The 18249-nt window shown below is 60.8% G+C and carries 19 protein-coding genes; 10 read left to right on the top strand and 9 right to left on the bottom strand.

Annotation, left to right across the window (positions count from 1 at the left end; all coding sequences use genetic code 11):
* Window positions 1-7: 7 nt before the first annotated feature.
* The 3 genes from FFS64_RS07900 to FFS64_RS07890 all read right to left on the bottom strand — a co-directional run bounded on the left by FFS64_RS07900 (window position 8) and on the right by FFS64_RS07890 (window position 1525).
* Window positions 8-802 carry a thiazole synthase gene (locus FFS64_RS07900; protein ID WP_137804901.1) on the bottom strand — a complete coding sequence of 265 codons (795 nt, stop codon included), beginning with the start codon at window positions 800-802 and terminating at the stop codon, window positions 8-10.
* Between the two features lie 60 nt (window positions 803-862).
* On the bottom strand, window positions 863-1063 hold the full coding sequence (thiS, locus tag FFS64_RS07895; RefSeq protein ID WP_007953386.1) for a sulfur carrier protein ThiS: 201 nt from the start codon (window positions 1061-1063) through the stop codon (window positions 863-865).
* Window positions 1064-1153: 90 nt separating this feature from the next.
* Window positions 1154-1525 (bottom strand): DUF423 domain-containing protein, encoded by a 372-nt coding sequence (locus FFS64_RS07890; RefSeq protein WP_137804900.1) that lies wholly within the window; start codon window positions 1523-1525, stop codon window positions 1154-1156.
* Window positions 1526-1599: 74 nt separating this feature from the next.
* On the opposite strand from FFS64_RS07890, the gene mtgA reads away from it, so the two are divergent.
* Window positions 1600-2322, top strand: a complete 723-nt coding sequence (mtgA, locus tag FFS64_RS07885) for a monofunctional biosynthetic peptidoglycan transglycosylase (RefSeq protein ID WP_137804899.1) — start codon at window positions 1600-1602, stop codon at window positions 2320-2322.
* Window positions 2323-2451: 129 nt separating this feature from the next.
* Here mtgA and rpoH read toward each other — a convergent pair whose 3' ends face one another.
* The 4 genes from rpoH to ftsY form a co-directional block, all read right to left on the bottom strand.
* Window positions 2452-3306, bottom strand: a complete 855-nt coding sequence (gene rpoH / locus FFS64_RS07880; RefSeq protein ID WP_047534555.1) for an RNA polymerase sigma factor RpoH — start codon at window positions 3304-3306, stop codon at window positions 2452-2454.
* Window positions 3307-3419: 113 nt separating this feature from the next.
* Window positions 3420-4442, bottom strand: a complete 1023-nt coding sequence (ftsX, locus tag FFS64_RS07875; RefSeq protein WP_137804898.1) for a permease-like cell division protein FtsX — start codon at window positions 4440-4442, stop codon at window positions 3420-3422.
* Window positions 4439-5110: a cell division ATP-binding protein FtsE gene (gene ftsE, locus FFS64_RS07870; RefSeq protein WP_077046069.1), complete on the bottom strand. Its 672-nt coding sequence runs from the start codon at window positions 5108-5110 to the stop codon at window positions 4439-4441. The genes ftsX and ftsE overlap by 4 nt, the downstream gene beginning before the upstream one ends.
* Window positions 5107-6648 (bottom strand): signal recognition particle-docking protein FtsY, encoded by a 1542-nt coding sequence (ftsY, locus tag FFS64_RS07865; protein WP_137804897.1) that lies wholly within the window; start codon window positions 6646-6648, stop codon window positions 5107-5109. Before ftsY ends, ftsE begins: the two co-directional genes overlap by 4 nt.
* Before the next feature lie 342 nt (window positions 6649-6990).
* On the opposite strand from ftsY, the gene FFS64_RS07860 reads away from it, so the two are divergent.
* From FFS64_RS07860 to FFS64_RS07840, 5 genes are read left to right on the top strand one after another with little or no spacing between them, the layout of a single operon-like run.
* Window positions 6991-8346, top strand: coding sequence for a pitrilysin family protein (locus FFS64_RS07860; RefSeq protein ID WP_137804896.1), 1356 nt, complete (start codon window positions 6991-6993; stop codon window positions 8344-8346).
* The gene (locus FFS64_RS07855) at window positions 8339-9829 is read left to right on the top strand and encodes a pitrilysin family protein (RefSeq protein ID WP_137804895.1); all 1491 of its coding nucleotides are present in this window, start codon (window positions 8339-8341) and stop codon (window positions 9827-9829) included. Before FFS64_RS07860 ends, FFS64_RS07855 begins: the two co-directional genes overlap by 8 nt.
* The gene (rsmD, locus tag FFS64_RS07850) at window positions 9829-10443 is read left to right on the top strand and encodes a 16S rRNA (guanine(966)-N(2))-methyltransferase RsmD (RefSeq protein WP_137804894.1); all 615 of its coding nucleotides are present in this window, start codon (window positions 9829-9831) and stop codon (window positions 10441-10443) included. Before FFS64_RS07855 ends, rsmD begins: the two co-directional genes overlap by 1 nt.
* A 30-nt stretch (window positions 10444-10473) precedes the next feature.
* Window positions 10474-11505: a hydrolase gene (locus FFS64_RS07845; protein ID WP_372242168.1), complete on the top strand. Its 1032-nt coding sequence runs from the start codon at window positions 10474-10476 to the stop codon at window positions 11503-11505.
* Window positions 11506-11508: 3 nt separating this feature from the next.
* Complete coding sequence (locus FFS64_RS07840; protein ID WP_137804892.1) at window positions 11509-12354, top strand: AraC family transcriptional regulator; 846 nt, start codon at window positions 11509-11511, stop codon at window positions 12352-12354.
* A 40-nt stretch (window positions 12355-12394) separates the two neighbouring features.
* On the opposite strand, the gene FFS64_RS07835 is transcribed toward FFS64_RS07840, so the two are convergent.
* Window positions 12395-13249 (bottom strand): sulfurtransferase, encoded by an 855-nt coding sequence (locus FFS64_RS07835; protein WP_137804891.1) that lies wholly within the window; start codon window positions 13247-13249, stop codon window positions 12395-12397.
* A gap of 60 nt (window positions 13250-13309) precedes the next feature.
* Complete coding sequence (locus FFS64_RS07830; RefSeq protein WP_137804890.1) at window positions 13310-13984, bottom strand: TetR/AcrR family transcriptional regulator; 675 nt, start codon at window positions 13982-13984, stop codon at window positions 13310-13312.
* Between the two features lie 147 nt (window positions 13985-14131).
* Here FFS64_RS07830 and FFS64_RS07825 point away from each other — a divergent pair, with 147 nt between their 5' ends.
* The 4 genes from FFS64_RS07825 to coaD form a co-directional block, all read left to right on the top strand.
* A complete protein-coding gene (locus FFS64_RS07825; protein WP_137804889.1) occupies window positions 14132-15562 on the top strand; it encodes a coniferyl aldehyde dehydrogenase in 1431 nt (476 codons plus the stop codon).
* 28 nt (window positions 15563-15590) lie between these two features.
* On the top strand, window positions 15591-16136 hold the full coding sequence (locus FFS64_RS07820; RefSeq protein WP_137804888.1) for a twin-arginine translocation pathway signal protein: 546 nt from the start codon (window positions 15591-15593) through the stop codon (window positions 16134-16136).
* Between the two features lie 135 nt (window positions 16137-16271).
* The gene (locus FFS64_RS07815) at window positions 16272-17867 is read left to right on the top strand and encodes a GMC family oxidoreductase (protein WP_137804887.1); all 1596 of its coding nucleotides are present in this window, start codon (window positions 16272-16274) and stop codon (window positions 17865-17867) included.
* A gap of 115 nt (window positions 17868-17982) precedes the next feature.
* A partial coding sequence (gene coaD / locus FFS64_RS07810) for a pantetheine-phosphate adenylyltransferase (protein WP_137804886.1) occupies window positions 17983-18249 on the top strand: 267 nt, incomplete at its 3' end.

Below are 18249 nucleotides of genomic sequence, written 5' to 3'. Positions count from 1 at the left end.
ATGGCTCTTACTTGATCAGACCATCCAGCGGCGAAGAGGCGCTGGCATAGAGTTTTTTCGGCATGCGGCCGGCGAGGTACGCCAGGCGACCGGCAACGATGGCGTGCTTCATGGCTTCGGCCATCATGATCGGTTGCTGCGCGTGAGCGATGGCCGAGTTCATCAGCACCGCGTCACAGCCCAGCTCCATGGCGATGGTGGCGTCGGAAGCGGTGCCGACACCGGCATCCACCAGCACCGGGATTTTCGCTTCTTCGAGGATGATCTGCAGGTTGTACGGGTTGCAGATCCCCAGGCCCGAGCCAATCAGTCCGGCCAGTGGCATCACCGCGATGCAGCCGATTTCCGCCAGTTGCCGGGCGATGATCGGGTCATCGCTGGTATAGACCATCACGTCGAAGCCTTCCTTGACCAGCGATTCGGCGGCCTTAAGGGTTTCGATCACGTTGGGGAACAGGGTTTTCTGGTCCGCCAGCACTTCCAGCTTCACCAGATTGTGGCCATCGAGCAGCTCACGGGCCAGGCGGCAGGTGCGCACGGCTTCGATGGCGTCATAGCAACCAGCTGTGTTCGGCAGGAAGGTGTAGCGATCCGGCGAGAGGAAATCCAGCAGGTTCGGTTCGCCCTGATTCTGGCCGAGGTTGGTACGGCGCACGGCAAACGTGACAATCTCGGCACCCGAGGCTTCGATGGCCAGGCGGGTTTCTTCCATGTCGCGGTACTTGCCGGTACCTACCAGCAAACGCGACTGGTAAGTACGACCGGCCAGGACGAAAGGCTTGTCGTTACGAACGATGCTCATGGGAAATCCTCTGTAGGAGTGAGGGTCTTGCAGAATTCTCGGCCCATGCGGGCCTGACAGCTAGCCGCCGCCGATGGCGTGCACGACTTCGACGTTATCGCCGTCATTGAGCGTGGTATCGGCATGCTGGCTGCGTGGGACGATATCCAGATTGAGTTCGACCGCCACCCGGCGTCCGGTCAGGTCCAGACGGGTCAGCAGGGCCGCAACGGTTTCACCGTCGGGCAGTTCAAAGGATTCGCCGTTCAACTGAATGCGCATGCCGGATGCCGCCATCATTTTTAGGGGCTGGCATTCTAGCCCGATCAGTCAGGCCGACCCAAGCCATTCGTCATGAAATGGACCGCGTGGTCAGCTCAACCGCCAGGCGGCGAGCCCCAAACAGAACCAGCCCACCAGAAACGCCAGACCGCCGAAGGGCGTGATGATGCCGAGCTTACTGACGCCCGTCAGCGTGAGCACGTACAGGCTGCCGGAGAACAGCAGGATGCCGATGGCAAAGGACGCGCCGGCCCAGGTGACCAGCCGACCGGGAATCTGTGTGGCCAACAGCGCCACGCCCAACAGCGCCAGGGTGTGCACCAGCTGATAAGTGACGCCGGTATGAAAAATCGCCAGGTATTCAGGCGTCAGACGGCTTTTCAGTCCGTGGGCGGCAAAGGCCCCAAGGCCGACACCTGTAAAGCCAAAGAAAGCGGCCAGCATCAGAAAGCCACGCAGCATGAAGAACTCCAGTCAGACGCGATCAACAGGGTCTGTATAATGGCCCGCTCAACGGGTTCGGCCAAGCCATCTCTATGCTGCGTTTATATTTCCGTCGTTTCACGAAGGCCGTGCTCTGGTTCATGGGCGGCAGCGTATTGCTGGTGCTGATCTTTCGCGTGGTGCCACCTCCGGGGACGGCGCTGATGGTCGAGCGCAAGATCGAATCCTGGTTCAACGGCGAGCCCATCGACCTGCAACGCACCTGGAAGCCCTGGGAGGAAATCTCCGACGACCTGAAAGTCGCGGTGATTGCCGGCGAGGACCAGAAATTCCCCGAACACTGGGGGTTCGACGTCTATGCGATCAAGGCGGCACTGGCCCACAACGAACTTGGCGGCTCGATTCGCGGCGCCAGCACCCTCAGCCAGCAGGTTTCGAAAAACCTGTTCCTGTGGTCCGGCCGCAGCTGGTTGCGCAAAGGACTGGAAGCCTGGTTTACCGCATTGATCGAAGTATTCTGGCCCAAGCAGCGGATTCTCGAGGTGTACCTCAACAGCGTCGAGTGGGATGACGGGGTGTTTGGCGCGGAAGCGGCGGCCAGGCATCACTTCGGCGTAAGCGCGGGCAAACTGTCCCGCCAACAGGCCAGCTTGCTGGCGGCAGTGCTGCCGAACCCGCGAGTGTGGAGCGCCAGCCATCCGACCTCTTACGTTGCGCGGCGTGCAGGCTGGATACGGCGGCAGATGAACCAGCTCGGTGGTGACAGTTATCTGGTGGGGCTGAATGATTCGCGCCGGGCGCCTTGGTCCCAATAACACCGTAGATCCAATGTGGGAGCGACCAAGCCCGCCACCACATTGGTTTTGTGTCGTGATCGGAATCACGTGCACAAACAAAAACGCCCCGATCAATGACCGGGGCGTTTTTTATTGCCTTCGCGCAGGTTAAGCAGCGATCGACAACTTGAGCTTGTTCATCGCGCTCTTTTCAAGCTGGCGAATACGCTCGGCCGACACGTTGTACTTCTGCGCCAGGTCGTGCAGCGTGGCTTTTTCTTCTGCCAGCCAGCGCTGGTATAGGATGTCACGGCTGCGGTCGTCCAGCACTTCCAGCGCTTCGTGCAGGTTGTGGTTGGAGTTGTCGCTCCAGTCGGCGTCTTCCAGTTGACGGGCCGGGTCATACCGGTGGTCTTCCAGGTAGTTGGCCGGCGACTGGAAAGCACTGTCGTCGTCGGCTTCGGCAGCCGGGTCGAAGGCCATGTCATGGCCGGTCAGGCGACTTTCCATCTCACGCACTTCCCGCGGCTCCACGCCGAGGCTTTCCGCCACGCGATGGACTTCTTCGTTGTTCAGCCAGGCCAGACGCTTCTTCTGGCTGCGCAGGTTGAAGAACAGCTTGCGCTGCGCCTTGGTGGTCGCGACTTTCACGATCCGCCAGTTGCGCAGGATGAACTCGTGGATTTCAGCCTTGATCCAATGCACGGCAAAGGACACCAAGCGTACGCCCATTTCCGGGTTGAAGCGCTTCACGGCCTTCATCAGGCCGACGTTACCTTCCTGGATCAGGTCAGCCTGAGCCAGACCGTAGCCGGAATAGCTACGGGCGATATGTACGACAAAACGCAGGTGGGCAAGCACCATCTGCCGAGCTGCCTCAAGATCCTGCTCATAATAGAGACTCTCGGCCAGTTCACGCTCCTGCTCCGGCGTCAGCAATGGAATGCTGTTCACCGTGTGCACATAGGCCTCCAGGTTCGCACCCGGGACCAGAGCATATGCAGGCTGCAAAGAATTGGTCATACGAAAAAACCTCCGACTTACATAACTCGTGCAGTTCAGCACTGCGAAAATTGACCGGGAACCGTAGGACAAGTTCCCATAAACGCTGAAAGGTCAATACGAGCAAAATGATATTACTTTGGCGCAAGCTCCCGCAGGTGGCGTGCGACTGCAATCCATGCACCGATATACCCCAACAGCACCGCGCCAAGCAAGAGAGACAGACCGTCGGCTGACGGCACGCCGGCCAGCGCGAAATCGCTACCGTACAAACCGGCCAGCCCGACCACCGCGTCGTTCAGCCAGTTCAGGCCGAACGCCAGCACGCCCCAGGAAAGAATCCCCGCACCAAAGCCATAAAGCGCGCCCATATAAAGGAAGGGCCTGCGCACATAACTGTCAGTGCCGCCGACGAGTTTAATCACTTCTATCTCTGTGCGGCGGTTTTCAATATGAAGACGAATGGTATTGCCTATCACCAAAAGTAATGCAGAAACCAGAAGCACGGTCAGACCGAAGACGAAACGGTCACCCAGCTTGAGGATCGCTGCCAGACGCTCGACCCAGACTAGATCAAGCTGCGCCTGTTGTACCCTGGGCAACTCGGAAAGTTTTTGTCTTAATGCTTCAAGCGTCGACTTGTCGACTTCCTTCGGCGTCACCAGCACCACGCCGGGCAGCGGGTTTTCCGGCAGCTCCTTGAGCGCCTCCCCCAGACCGGACTGCTGCTGGAACTCTTCCAGCGCCTGATCGCGACCGACGTACTCGGCATCCGCCACACCGGGCATGCCCTTGATCTGCTCGCGCAACGCCTCGCCGTCGGCCGGGCTGGCTTCGAGCTGCAGGTACAGGGAAATCTGCGCCGCACGCTGCCAGGAACCACCCAAACGCTCGACGTTACTTAGCAAAAGTGACAGCCCCATGGGCAAGCTCAAGGCCACCGCCATCACCATGCAGGTGAAAAAACTGCCGATTGGGTGCTTTCCCAGTCGACGCAGGCTGTCCAGCAGGCTGGCGCGATGGCTTTCGACCCAGGCACGGAACAGCGTGGCAAAGTCCGGCCCATCGTCATCGTCACGTTTTTTCTTCTGCGGCTGCGGATCGGCGGCTTTTGGAGCCACGCGTTCGGAAACCTTTGGACTGCGTGTCGCACTCATACGCCGGCCTCCCCGTCGCCGATCAATCGACCGCGTTGCAAGGTCAGCATGCGGTGACGCATGCGTGCGATCAGGGCCAGGTCGTGACTGGCGATCAGCACGCTGGTGCCCAGGCGGTTGATGTCTTCGAACACACCCATGATTTCCGCCGCCAGGCGCGGGTCGAGGTTACCGGTCGGTTCGTCCGCCAGCAGCAAGGCCGGGCGGTGAACGATGGCTCGGGCGATGCCGACGCGCTGTTGCTGACCGGTGGACAAATCACCGGGGTACAAATCGGTCTTGTCCGACAGCGCCACGCGCTCCAGGGCTGAATCCACGCGCTTGGCGACCTCGGCCTTGGACAGGCCAAGAATCTGCAAAGGCAGTGCGACGTTGTTGAATACGGTGCGATCGAACAGCAACTGGTGGTTCTGGAACACCACGCCGATCTGTCGGCGCAAAAACGGAATCTGCGCGTTGCTGATGGTGCTCAGGTCTTGCCCGGCGAGCAGCAGCTTGCCGCTGGTTGGGCGCTCCATGGCCAGCAACAGCCGCAACAAGGTGCTTTTACCGGCGCCGGAATGGCCGGTGACAAACAGAAACTCGCCACGACGGACTCGAAAACTCAGCTCATGCAAGCCGACGTGACCGTTCGGGTAGCGTTTACCGACCTGTTCGAAACGAATCATGAACGCTCCCGCTCGGCAAACAGTGCCTGGACAAAGGGTTCAGCTTCAAAAGTGCGCAAATCGTCGATGCCTTCACCGACGCCGATATAGCGAATCGGCAGGCCAAACTGCTTGGCCAGGGCGAAAATCACCCCGCCCTTGGCGGTGCCATCGAGCTTGGTCAGCGCCAGGCCGGTCAGTTCGACGGTCTGGTTGAATTGCTTGGCCTGGTTGATGGCGTTCTGGCCGGTGCCGGCGTCGAGTACCAACAACACCTCGTGCGGCGCGTCGGCGTCGAGCTTGCCGATCACCCGACGAACCTTTTTCAGCTCTTCCATCAGGTTGTCTTTGGTGTGCAGGCGACCGGCGGTGTCGGCGATCAACACATCGATGCCACGGGCCTTGGCGGCCTGCACGGCGTCGAAGATAACCGAAGCCGAATCGGCACCGGTATGCTGGGCAATGACCGGGATCTTGTTGCGCTCGCCCCAGACCTGCAGTTGCTCGACCGCCGCCGCGCGGAAGGTGTCACCGGCAGCCAGCATGACTTTCTTGCCTTCCAGCTGCAGCTTCTTCGCCAGCTTGCCGATAGTGGTGGTCTTGCCGGCACCGTTGACGCCGACGACGAGAATCACGAACGGTTTGTTCTGCGAGACGATTTTCAGCGGTTGTTCGACCGGTTTGAGCATCGCCGACAGCTCGCCCTGCAAGGACTTGTACAGCGCATCGGAATCGGCCAGCTCTTTACGTGCGACCTTCTGGGTCAGGCGCTGGATGATCACCGAAGTGGCCTCCACACCGACATCGGCGGTCAGCAGACGGGTTTCGAGGTCATCGAGCAACTCGTCGTCGATGGCTTTCTTGCCCAGGAACAGGCTGGCCATGCCTTCGCCGATACTGGCGCTGGTCTTGGACAGGCCTTGCTTGAGACGGGCAAAGAAACCGGCCTTGGTTTCTTCGGTGCGCACAGGCTCGGGCAGGGTTTCGACGGGAGCCGCAGGTACGGCGGCCACAGGAGCGGCAATAGGTGCAGGTGCAGGTGCAGGTGCAGGTGCAGGTGCAGGTGCAGGTGCAGGTGCAGGCTCTGGCGCTTGAACAATCGGCGCAACCGGCGGAACGAATGCAGGCGCGGCAGGTTCAGGCGTCGCCAGCGCGACCGGTGCAGCAACCGGCTCAACCACGGGTACCTGAACCGGTTCGGAAACCTGCGCAGTCGGCGCAGGAATCGGCGGCGTCACATGTGGCGCCTGCTCATCTTCAACCAGGGCAACCGCCTCTTCCGCCACCGGCAAGGTCAGCCAGGGTTCGGCGACCGGGGTCAGCGGCAACTCGGCGGCGACGTCGTTTACAGGCTCGGCGGCCGGCTGCTGCACCGGCTCGGCGATCGGCAGCACAACCGGCGCAGGCGTTGCTTCTATTACCGGCGCGGGCGTTGGCTCAGGAAGTGGCTGTGGCTGTTCGACGACGGGTTCCTGCGGCTTTTTGCGCAGCCATCCGAACAGGCTTTTTTTCTCGCCAGCCGCAGCTGGGGTCTTCTTGTCGTCGTTGGAACCAAACATGGAGGACGGCTATCTCACGGTAGCGACGCGCCAACGGGCGCCTCGGCAAATAAATATTCGATGCAGAACAGACTGCGATTGACCCAGCTTGTTCACGCGCAACATTTTGTCGAGGTGCGAACGGCACCTGACGGAACGATTTCACGAAGGACTAAAGCGGCAAAATCGGCGAAAAAGCAGAGTTTAGTTGATAAACCAAAGCTTTCTGCCGCAAACCCATACAACCTGATCAAACGTAATGGCCTGATAGGCGTGGCCGCCAGTAAAACGGATCAGTATCCTAGCACCTCCTCGCCCGCCTAGGCTAAGACCAAGCGGGCAGCCCAACAGGTTTAAAAACGAATGAATGCTCTAGCCCGCCGCGCCGCAGGCCTGCTGCTCGGCACAGTTTGTCTGCCCCTCTCGGCCCTGGCTGCCGATCCACAACCCACCCACGAATTCACCCTCGACAATGGCTTGAAGGTCGTCGTGCGCGAAGATCATCGTGCGCCCGTGGTGGTTTCCCAGGTCTGGTACAAAGTGGGCTCCAGTTACGAGACGCCGGGGCAGACCGGTTTGTCCCACGCCCTGGAACACATGATGTTCAAGGGAAGCGAAAAAGTCGGCCCCGGCGAAGCGTCGCTGATCCTGCGCGACCTGGGCGCCGAGGAGAACGCCTTCACCAGCGACGATTTCACCGCGTATTACCAGGTGCTGGCCCGCGACCGCCTGGGTGTCGCCTTCGAGCTGGAAGCCGACCGCATGGCCAGCCTGCGCCTGCCGCCCGACGAATTCGCCCGCGAGATCGAAGTCATCAAGGAAGAACGTCGCCTGCGTACCGACGACAAACCGATGGCCAAGGCTTACGAACGCTTCAAGGCCATGGCCTACCCCGCCAGCGGCTACCACACGCCGACCATCGGCTGGATGGCCGATCTTGACCGCATGAAGGTCGAAGAGCTGCGCCGCTGGTATGAATCCTGGTATGTACCGAACAACGCCACCCTGGTGGTGGTTGGCGACGTGACCCAGGACGAAGTCAAAACCCTGGCCCAGCGTTATTTCGGCCCGATCGCCAAGCGTGACGTACCGTCGGCGAAGATTCCGCTGGAACTGGCCGAACCCGGCGAGCGCAAGATCACTTTGCACGTGAAGACCCAATTGCCCAGCCTGATGCTGGCGTTCAACGTGCCGAGCATCGCCACCGCCGAAGACAAACGCTCGGTGAATGCCTTGCGGCTGATCTCGGCCCTGCTCGACGGCGGCTACAGCGCGCGCATCCCGACGCAACTGGAGCGCGGTGAAGAACTGGTGTCCGGCGGCTCGTCGAGTTACGACGCCTACACCCGTGGCGATAGCCTGTTCACCCTGTCGGCCACACCCAACAGCCAGAAAAACAAAACCATTGACCAGGCTGAAGCCGGTTTGTGGAAGCTGCTCGAACAACTGAAAACCACCGCACCGTCCACTGAAGAACTGGAACGCGTGCGCGCGCAGGTCATCGCCGGACTGGTTTACGAGCGCGACTCGATCACCAGCCAGGCCACCGCCATCGGCCAACTGGAGACCGTCGGCCTGTCCTGGAGGCTGATGGACAGCGAACTCGCCGAGCTGGAAAGCGTGACCCCGGAAGACATCCAGAAAGCCGCCAAGCTGTATTTCACCCGCGAACGTCTCAGCGTCGCCCATGTACTGCCGGAGGAGACGACTCATGAGTGAACATAAAAAACCGCGTCTGGCCCTGCTAGGCCTGATCGCTGTGGCCCTGATCGGCTCAGCTGCGTTCTATTTTTCCAGGACCGATAACTCCGTTGCCGGCGAAGCACTGGACAAGGCCAAGGCCAGCCAGAAGCTGCAATCGCTGACTGAACTCAACGGCAAGGCGCCGAGCCACCGTAAACTCGACGTGCAGACCTGGAGTACCACCGAAGGCGCCAAGGTGCTGTTCGTCGAAGCCCGTGAGCTGCCGATGTTCGACATGCGCCTGATCTTCGCCGCCGGCAGCAGCCAGGACGGCGACGCCCCCGGCCTGGCGCTGCTGACCAACGCCATGCTCAACGAAGGCGTGGCCGGTAAAGATGTCAGCGCCATCGCCCAGGGCTTCGAAGGCCTGGGCGCCGATTTCGGCAACGGTGCCTACAAAGACATGGCCGTTGCGTCCCTGCGCAGCCTCAGCGCCGCGGACAAGCGTGAACCGGCCTTGAAGCTGTTCGCCGAAGTCGTCGGCAAACCGACCTTCCCCGCCGATTCGTTTACCCGTATCAAAAACCAGATGCTGGCCGGCTTCGAGTACCAGAAACAGAACCCCGGCAAACTGGCCAGCCTTGAACTGATGAACCGCTTGTATGGCGATCATCCGTACGCCCATGCCAGCGATGGCACGGCGAAAACCGTTCCTGCCGTCACCCTGGCGCAGCTGCGCGCGTTCCATGAGAAAGCCTATGCGGCGGGCAACGTGGTGATCGCGCTGGTCGGCGACTTGTCCCGCACCGAAGCCGAAGCCATTGCCGCACAGGTATCCGCCGCACTGCCAAAGGGTCCGACCCTGCCGAAAATCGCGCAACCAGGCGAACCCAAGGCCAGCATTGGCCATATCGAGTTCCCGTCCAAGCAAACCAACCTGATGCTCGCGCAATTGGGCATCGACCGTGATGACCCGGACTACGCGGCACTGTCCATGGGTAACCAGATCCTCGGTGGAGGTGGTTTCGGTACCCGACTGATGAGCGAGGTACGCGAGAAGCGTGGCCTGGCCTACGGCGTGTACTCGGGCTTCTCCCCGATGCAGGCGCGCGGCCCGTTCATGATCAACCTGCAGACCCGCGCCGAAATGAGCGAAGGCACCTTGAAGCTGGTGCAGGATGTCCTGGCCGATTACCTTAAGACCGGCCCGACCCAAAAAGAACTGGACGATGCCAAGCGCGAACTGGCCGGCAGCTTCCCGCTGTCCACCGCCAGCAACGCTGATATCGTCGGTCAGTTGGGTGCGATTGGCTTCTATAATCTGCCGTTGAGTCATCTGGAAGACTTCATGCAGCAGTCCCAGGACCTGACCGTCGAGCAAGTCAGGGCCGCACTGAACAAACACCTGAGTACGGACAAAATGGTCATCGTCAGCGCTGGCCCGACCGTACCGCAAAAGCCGTTACCGGCCCCTACTGATAAACCTGCCGAGCAACCGCTCGGGGTTCCGGAGCATTAATGGCCACTTCTCGCCCGAAAAAACCTGTCCACAATGTGCATAACGGCGTGAACCAACTGCGCATCATCGGCGGCGAATGGCGCAGCCGAAAACTGAGCTTCCCCGATGCCCCGGGCCTGCGCCCGACGCCGGACCGGGTGCGTGAAACCCTGTTCAACTGGCTCGCGCCTTACGTTCCCGGCGCCAAGGTGTTCGATCCGTTCACCGGTAGCGGCGCACTGTTTCTCGAAGCCTTGTCCCGTGGCGCCGCCATGGGCCAGGCGCTGGACGCCAGCAGCCTTGCGGTGTCCAGCCTCAAGGAGCACCTGGGCACGCTACGCTGCACCACTGGCCAGGTGCAGACCGCCGACGCCCTGCGCTATCTGGAAACCCAGACGGCAACAGCTTATGACTTGGTGTTCCTCGACCCGCCGTTCAACCAGAACCTGCTGACCACCGTTTGCAAGCTGCTCGAAGAGCGCCAGTGGCTGGCCGAGGACGCCTGGGTTTACACCGAGAGCGAAACCGCGCCGTCGACGCTCGGCCTGCCGGGCAACTGGCGCCTGCACCGGGAGCAAAAGTCCGGGCGGGTCTACTATTCTTTGTGGCAACGCATGGCAGAGATCGCTGGTTAATCGACCCGCCTGAACAAGGCGCATACCTCCATGCAGGTATGTGCCACTGCTTCGAGAGCAATCGTGCACCCTCCGTCAGAACGCTTTACCCCCGCCCTCGGCCTCGGCAATCCGCACTTGCAAACCTTGTGGGGACCGCTGTGGCGCAAAACCACCCACATTGAGCGCGAGCGTGAACGCTTGTGGCTTGAGGATGGCGACTTCCTCGATCTGGACTGGCATGGCCCGCACACCGTCAATGCGCCATTGGTGCTGGTATTGCACGGGCTGACCGGTTCGTCTAATTCGCCTTACGTGGCCGGGATGCAAAAAGCGCTGGGCAACCGGGGCTGGGCCAGCGTCGCGCTGAACTGGCGCGGCTGTTCCGGCGAACCGAATCTGTTGCCACGCAGCTACCATTCCGGCGCCAGCGAGGACCTGGCCGAAACCATCAGGCACCTGCGGGCCAAACGGCCTCTCGCACCGCTGTATGCGGTGGGTTATTCCCTGGGCGGCAATGTGCTGCTCAAGCACTTGGGCGAGACCGGCAGTAACAGCGGCGTGCTCGGCGCGGTGGCGGTATCTGTGCCGTTTCGCCTGGATCAATGCGCCGACCGGATCGGTCAGGGCTTCTCCAAGGTCTATCAGGCGCATTTCATGCGCGAGATGCTGGCCTACATCAAGAACAAGCAGCGCCAATTCCAGCATGACGGGCGCGAAGATGGCCTGGCGGCACTGACGGCGCTGGGCTCGCTGGAAAACATGCGCACGTTCTGGGATTTCGATGGCCGGGTGACCGCGCCACTGAACGGCTTCGCCGATGCCGAGGATTACTATCGTCGCGCGTCGAGCCGTTACTTCCTCGGGGAAATTCGTACGCCGACCCTGGTTATTCAGGCAGCTGACGATCCCTTTGTCTTTCCCCACAGCCTGCCGCAGGCGGATGAGTTGTCTGCCTGCACGCAATTCGAATTGCAGGCCAAAGGCGGACATGTCGGGTTTGTCGACGGTTCAGTCAGGCAGCCGGGCTACTACCTGGAGCGGCGTATTCCCCAATGGCTGGCCACCGTGGGGCGCGAGTAATACATGGGCGTCGATCAAGGCGAATCGATCCACTTCTGGCAAACAGCGCCGTTGGCCGGAGTCGAATTGTTGTCAGCACGCTACATCGAACACCGTTTCGCACCCCATGTGCACGACGGCTTTGTGATCGGCATGATCATGGCCGGCGCCCAGCGTTACCGCTATCGCGGCGCTGAACACCTGGCGGGCAGCGGCACGCTGGTGTTGATCAATCCCGACGAACTGCACACCGGCCACAAGGGCACGGAGGACGGTTGGCTGTATCGAGCGTTTTATCCGGACAGCGGGCAAATTTTGTCACTGTTGGCCGAACTCGAACTGCCGACTCACCACTTGCCGGCCTTCGGTGCCACGCTGTATCGCGATCCGGACCTGGTGAACGGTTTCTGCCAATTGCATCGTTTGCTGGAAAGCCCTTCCACTGCCCTGCAACAGCAGACGGCCTGGCGAGAGCTGATGCTGTCGCTGTTGCAGCGTCATGCGGCCGTTGCGGATGCCGGACAACCGGGCAAGGAACACCGGGCGGTGACGCTGGCCAAGGAGTTGCTGCACGCGCGGCTGGCGGCGCCGCCTTCGCTGGAAGAACTGGCGGCGGCAGTCAATCTGTCCCCCTTTCATTTCGCCCGAGTGTTCCGCCGCGCCACCGGCATGCCGCCGCATACCTGGCTGATGCAACAGCGCATCGCCCGGGCGCGGGCGTTGTTGCAAGGCGGGTGTTTACCGCTGGAAGTGGCGACGCAACTGGGATTTGCCGACCAGAGCCATTTGAGCCGGCAGTTCAAGCAGGTGTACGGGGTGGGGCCGGGGGCGTATCGCAGTGCGCGGCAATCACTGACTACACATCTCTAATGTAGGAGCGAGCAGGCTCGCTCCCACAGGAGATCAGTGTTTACTCGCCGGTGGCAATCCCCCGCGCAGGATCATTGATCCACTCACTCCACGAGCCGGCATACAGCGAACCCAACGGATAACCCGCCAGGCACAGGGCAAACAGGTTATGGCACGCCGTTACGCCGGACCCGCAATACGCCACCAGATCATCCGGTGAACGATCACCCAGTTTCGCGGCAAATCGCTGTTTGAGCTGATCGGCCGGCAGGAAACGCCCGTCACTGCCCAGGTTGTCGGTGAAGGCCGCGCATTGCGCACCGGGAATGTGCCCGGCCACAGGGTCGATGGGCTCCACTTCACCTTTGAAGCGCGGCAAGGCGCGGGCGTCGAGCAAGGTCAGCTCGGGCTTGCCGAGGCGTTTAAGCAGCTGCTCGGCGCTGAGCAACAACGAGGTATCCGGGGTGCCGGTAAAGGTGCCGCGAGTGATTGACGGCGGATCAAGGCTCAAGGGCAGACCGGCCGCATGCCAGGCCTTGAGCCCGCCATCGAGGATGAACACGCCCTCACGCTTGCCCAGCCAGGCCAGCAACCACCAGGCCCGCGCCGCGTAGGCACCCGGGCCGTCGTCGTACAAAACGACTTCACTGTCGCTGTTGACGCCCCAGGCTTGCAGGCGCTCAATCAGGTCGGCCGGCTCGGGCAACGGGTGACGCCCGGTCACGCCCTTTTCAACTTTCCCGCTGAGATCACGCTCAAGATCGGCAAAATTTGACCCGGCGATGTGGCCTTCGGCATAGCTGCGTTGACCGTAATCCGGGTCTTCGAGAGCAAAACGACAATCCAGAATCACCAGCCCCGGTTGCTCCTTTTTCAGGTCCAACGCTTGCGGGCTGATCAGTTGCGCAATGGGCATAACGGGCTCCTGTGAATAAACCGGGGGTTCGATCCTACTGCACTTTTCAATTCACGTCGGTTAACTCGCAGATTCTTCCAGCGCCTGGGCCAGCGGCACGTAAAACTCTTCGAACAACGCGTTGACCGCCTCACGCGCCTGATCCGTGACGAACCCGGCCTCCAGCACCAGCACCTGATAGACACCGCGCTTGATCGCCTGCTCGCTGAGGTGGCTGGAGTTTTCCCGCGTAGTGCACAAAAAGCGCACCCAGGAGGTAAGGATGATCCAGGCGTTGATAGTCAGGGATTCGATCTGCACCCGATCCATCTTCAGGATGCCTGCTTCGACGAAGCCTTCGTAGATATGCGTGCCCTGGATCACGCAGCGCTGGGAAAACCGTCGATAGCGGGCGGCCAGTTCCGGATCGCTGTCGAGCAAGTGCTCAAGATCGCGATGCAAAAAACGGTACCGCCACATCGCCGACAGCAGCTCCTTGAGGTAGAAGCGCTTGTCTTCCACCGTGGCGGCCCGGCCCTGGGGCGGGCGCAGGAAGCTGTCCACCAGGCTTTCATACTCGCTGAACAATACGGAGATGATCGCCTGCTTGTTGGGGAAGTGGTAGTACAGGTTGCCCGGGGAAATTTCCATGTGGGCAGCAATGTGGTTGGTGCTGACGCTGCGCTCGCCCTGCTGATTGAACAGCTCGAGGCTGTTCTGCACGATGCGCTCGCTGGTTTTTATCCGTGGGGCCATGGCTTGAGCTTAAATTCAGAGTGCGTTGACGGGGCATCTTACGACCTATCCGGACATGGATAAAACAAAGCCGTGCAAGGATGCCATTTGACTTTATAGAGTATAGACTCTAAAAAGTGCCTCATTACAATAAAACCGGTGCCGACCATGACTGCCGAAATTTCCTACCTGCAAGATCTGCAGCGTCCTCTGGATGAACTCAAGGCCCTGTTTGACGCACAGCGCGCCGCCTATGCCGGCAACCCCATGCCGTCTGCCGCCCAGCGCCAACAATGGCTCAAGGCGCTGCGTGATTTGTTGAATAGCGAGCGTCAGGCTCTGATCGATGCGATCAGCCAGGACTTCAGCCACCGCAGCGCCGATGAAACCCTGCTCGCCGAGTTGATGCCCAGCCTGCACGGCATCCATTACGCCAGTCGGCACCTCAAGGGCTGGATGCGTCCGTCGCGGCGCAAGGTCGGCGTGGCTTTCCAGCCGGCCTCGGCCAAAGTGGTTTATCAGCCGCTGGGCGTGATCGGGGTGATCGTGCCTTGGAACTACCCGTTGTACCTGGCCATCGGACCTTTGGTCGGTGCGTTGTCGGCGGGCAATCGGGTGATGCTCAAGCTCAGCGAATCGACCCCCGCCACCGGTATGCTGCTCAAGGAACTGTTGGGGCGAATCTTTCCCGAAGACCTGGTTTGCGTGGTGCTGGGCGAGGCTGATATCGGCGTGGCGTTTTCAAGGCTGCGTTTCGATCACTTGCTGTTCACCGGTGCCACCAGCATCGGCAAACACGTCATGCGCGCGGCGGCGGAAAACCTGACGCCGGTCACCCTGGAACTGGGCGGCAAGTCCCCCGCCATCGTATCCGCCGATGTTCCGCTCAAGGATGCCGCCGAGCGCATTGCGTTCGGCAAGACCCTCAACGCCGGGCAAACCTGCGTGGCCCCGGACTATGTGCTGGTGCCGGAAGATCGCGTCGGTGCGTTCGTCGAGGCCTATCGTCAGGCGGTGCGTGGCTTTTATCCGACGCTGGCCGACAACCCGGACTACACCGCAATCATCAATGACCGGCAGCTGGCACGACTCAACGGCTACCTCAGCGACGCCACCAGCAAGGGCGCGCTGCTGATCCCGTTGTTCGAACAAAGCCAGGGACGCCGCATGGGACATAGCCTGCTGCTCAACGTCAGCGACGACATGACCGTTATGCAGGACGAAATCTTCGGTCCGCTGCTGCCGATCGTGCCGTACAAGGACCTGGATCAGGCCTTTGCCTACATCAATCAGCGCCCTCGCCCACTGGCGCTGTATTACTTCGGCTACGACAAGCGCGAGCAAAGCCGCGTGCTGCACGAAACCCATTCCGGGGGGGTATGCCTGAACGACACCCTGCTGCACGTCGCCCAGGATGACATGCCCTTCGGTGGCATCGGCGCCTCGGGCATGGGCCATTACCATGGCCACGAGGGTTTCCTGACTTTCAGCAAGGCCAAGGGCGTGCTGATCAAACAGCGCTTCAACGCGGCGAAACTGATTTACCCGCCGTACGGCAAATCCATTCAGAAACTGATCCAGAAGCTGTTCATCCGCTAACGCTCAACGCCATCGGGTAAAAACAATAATGAGCCCAAGCCTGTCCGATTCTCCCGCGCTGTCACGGCGCGGCCTGCTCAAATTCAGCCTGGGCGCCAGTGCCTTTCTCGCCACCGCCGGGTTGGGGGCCAGTCTCAGCGGCTGTTCGTCGAACATTCCGGCCAGTAGTTTTGCGGCGCTGCGCAGTGGCGATCTTCTGTTTTTGCGTGCACTGATTCCGGTGATGCTCGACGGTGCCGTGGCCGTTGAACAGATGCCCAGCGCTGTCGAAGGCACCTTGAAAAGCCTGGACTTGAGCCTCGATCACTTGTCGCCGGAAATGCTCAAGCTGACCCGTCAGCTATTCGATGTGCTGGGCATGGCCGTGACTCGGGGACCGCTGACCGGCATATGGGGCAGCTGGGAAAACGCCAGCCGCGATGAGATCCGGCATTTTCTCGATCGTTGGGAAAACAGCTCGCTGAGCCTGCTGCGCATGGGCCACAGCTCATTGCTGCAACTGGTGATGATGGCCTGGTATGGGCGCAAGGAGTCTTGGGTGCATTGCGGGTATCCCGGGCCGCCCACCGTTTAAAACCGTGTCGCCCCCTTTCGCGAGCGGGCTCGCTCCCACAAAAAGCGATGCGATCCATTGTGGGAGCGAGCCTGCTCGCGAAGTCGGCCGAATGAACACCGCTGATTCAAACCATAACAACAAGAGAACCTGAAGATGCCCGTACCCGACCCGTTCCGCGAAGGCATGGCCCGTGGCTGGAAAACCCATGATGGCTCCCGACTGACCCAGGACCTGACCCTCGAAGCGGATGTGGCAATCATCGGCAGTGGCGCCGGCGGCGGGACCACCGCAGAAACCCTCAGCGCAGCCGGGTACAAAGTGTTGCTGATCGAAGAAGGCCCGCTCAAAACCAGCAGCGATTTCAAACTGCTCGAAGATCAGGCCTACGCCAACCTCTATCAGGAAGGCATCGGGCGCATGAGCAAGGACGGCGCGATCACCATTCTCCAGGGTCGGGCGGTGGGCGGTACTACGCTGATCAACTGGACCTCCAGCTTCCGCACTCCCGAGTCGACCCTGGAGTACTGGGCCAAAGAACACAATGTGAAGGGTCACAGTACGGCTGAAATGGCCCCGTGGTTCGAGAAAATGGAGCAACGCCTGGGCATCGCGCCCTGGATGGTTCCACCCAACGCCAACAACGATGTGATCCGCAAGGGCTGTGAAAAACTCGGCTACAGCTGGCACGTGATCCCGCGCAATGTGCGCGGCTGCTGGAACATCGGTTACTGCGGCATGGGCTGCCCGACCAACGCCAAGCAATCGATGCTGGTCACCACCATTCCCGCCACCCTGGAAAAGGGTGGCGAGTTGCTGTACCTGGCTCGCGCCGAAAAACTCATGATCACCGGCGACAAGGTCACTGGACTGCAATGCGTGGCGATGGACGAACGCTGCGTTGAGCCCACTGGCCGTAGCATTACGGTCAAGGCCCGGCATTACGTGCTGGCCGGCGGCGGGATCAACAGCCCGGCACTGCTGTTGCGCTCCGACGCGCCTGATCCGCACCAACGGCTGGGCAAACGGACCTTTCTGCATGTGGTGAACATGTCTGCAGGACTGTTCGACGAGGTGATCAACCCGTTTTACGGGGCGCCGCAGTCGATCTATTCCGACCATTTCCAATGGCTGGACGGCACCACCGGCAAGATGGGTTACAAACTGGAGGTTCCGCCGCTGCACCCGGCGCTCGCGGCGACCCTACTCGGCGGTTTCGGCCAGGAGAATGCGCAGCACATGGCCAACCTGCCGCACACCCACGCCATGCTCGCGTTGCTGCGCGATGGTTTCCACCCGGACAGCCCCGGCGGCAGTGTCGAACTGCGCGGGGACGGTACACCGGTACTCGATTACCAGGTTTCATCCTATGTCTGGGAGGGTTTGCGCCGGGCGTTCCATAGCATGGCCGAGATCCAGTTCGCCGGTGGCGCCAAAGCCGTGATGCCGATGCACGCCGATGCGCACTATGTAAAAAGCCTTGGCGAAGCGCGCAAGCTGATAGATGGACTCAGCCTGGAGTTGTATCGCACGCGGCTGGGCAGCGCCCATGTAATGGGCGGTTGTGCCATGGGCGAAGACCCGAAAACCGCCGTGACCGACAGCCTCGGCCGGCATCATCAGTTGGGCAATCTGTCGATCCACGACGGCTCGTTGTTCCCCACCAGCATTGGCGCAAATCCGCAATTGTCGGTCTACGGTCTGACGGCACAGCTGGCGACTTCTCTCGCTGAACGTTTAAAAAACCCATGAAAACGACGAACATTCTCATCGTCTATAGTGCTTTCTTACCCAACAGGCGACTTGGCCGACCGGTAATGCTGCGATACCATCCGACTCCCCAACGCACTCCCGCCAGGACGACGCGATGAACCGAGTGTTGTACCCAGGTACCTTCGACCCTATTACCAAGGGCCATGGCGATCTGGTCGAACGCGCCGCGCGCCTGTTCGATCACGTGATCATTGCTGTCGCCGCCAGCCCGAAGAAAAACCCGTTGTTTCCGCTGGAACAGCGTGTGGAGCTGGCCCGCGAGGTCACCAAACATTTGCCGAACGTTGAAGTCGTCGGCTTCTCCACACTGCTGGCGCATTTCGCCAAAGAGCAGAACGCCAACGTGTTCCTGCGTGGTTTG

Origin of the sequence: Pseudomonas sp. G(2018), assembly GCF_005502415.1 — a bacterium.
GTDB lineage: Bacteria > Pseudomonadota > Gammaproteobacteria > Pseudomonadales > Pseudomonadaceae > Aquipseudomonas.
The sequence above is the reverse complement of the archived record's forward strand: the minus strand, read 5'-3'. Positions and strand labels throughout refer to the sequence as shown.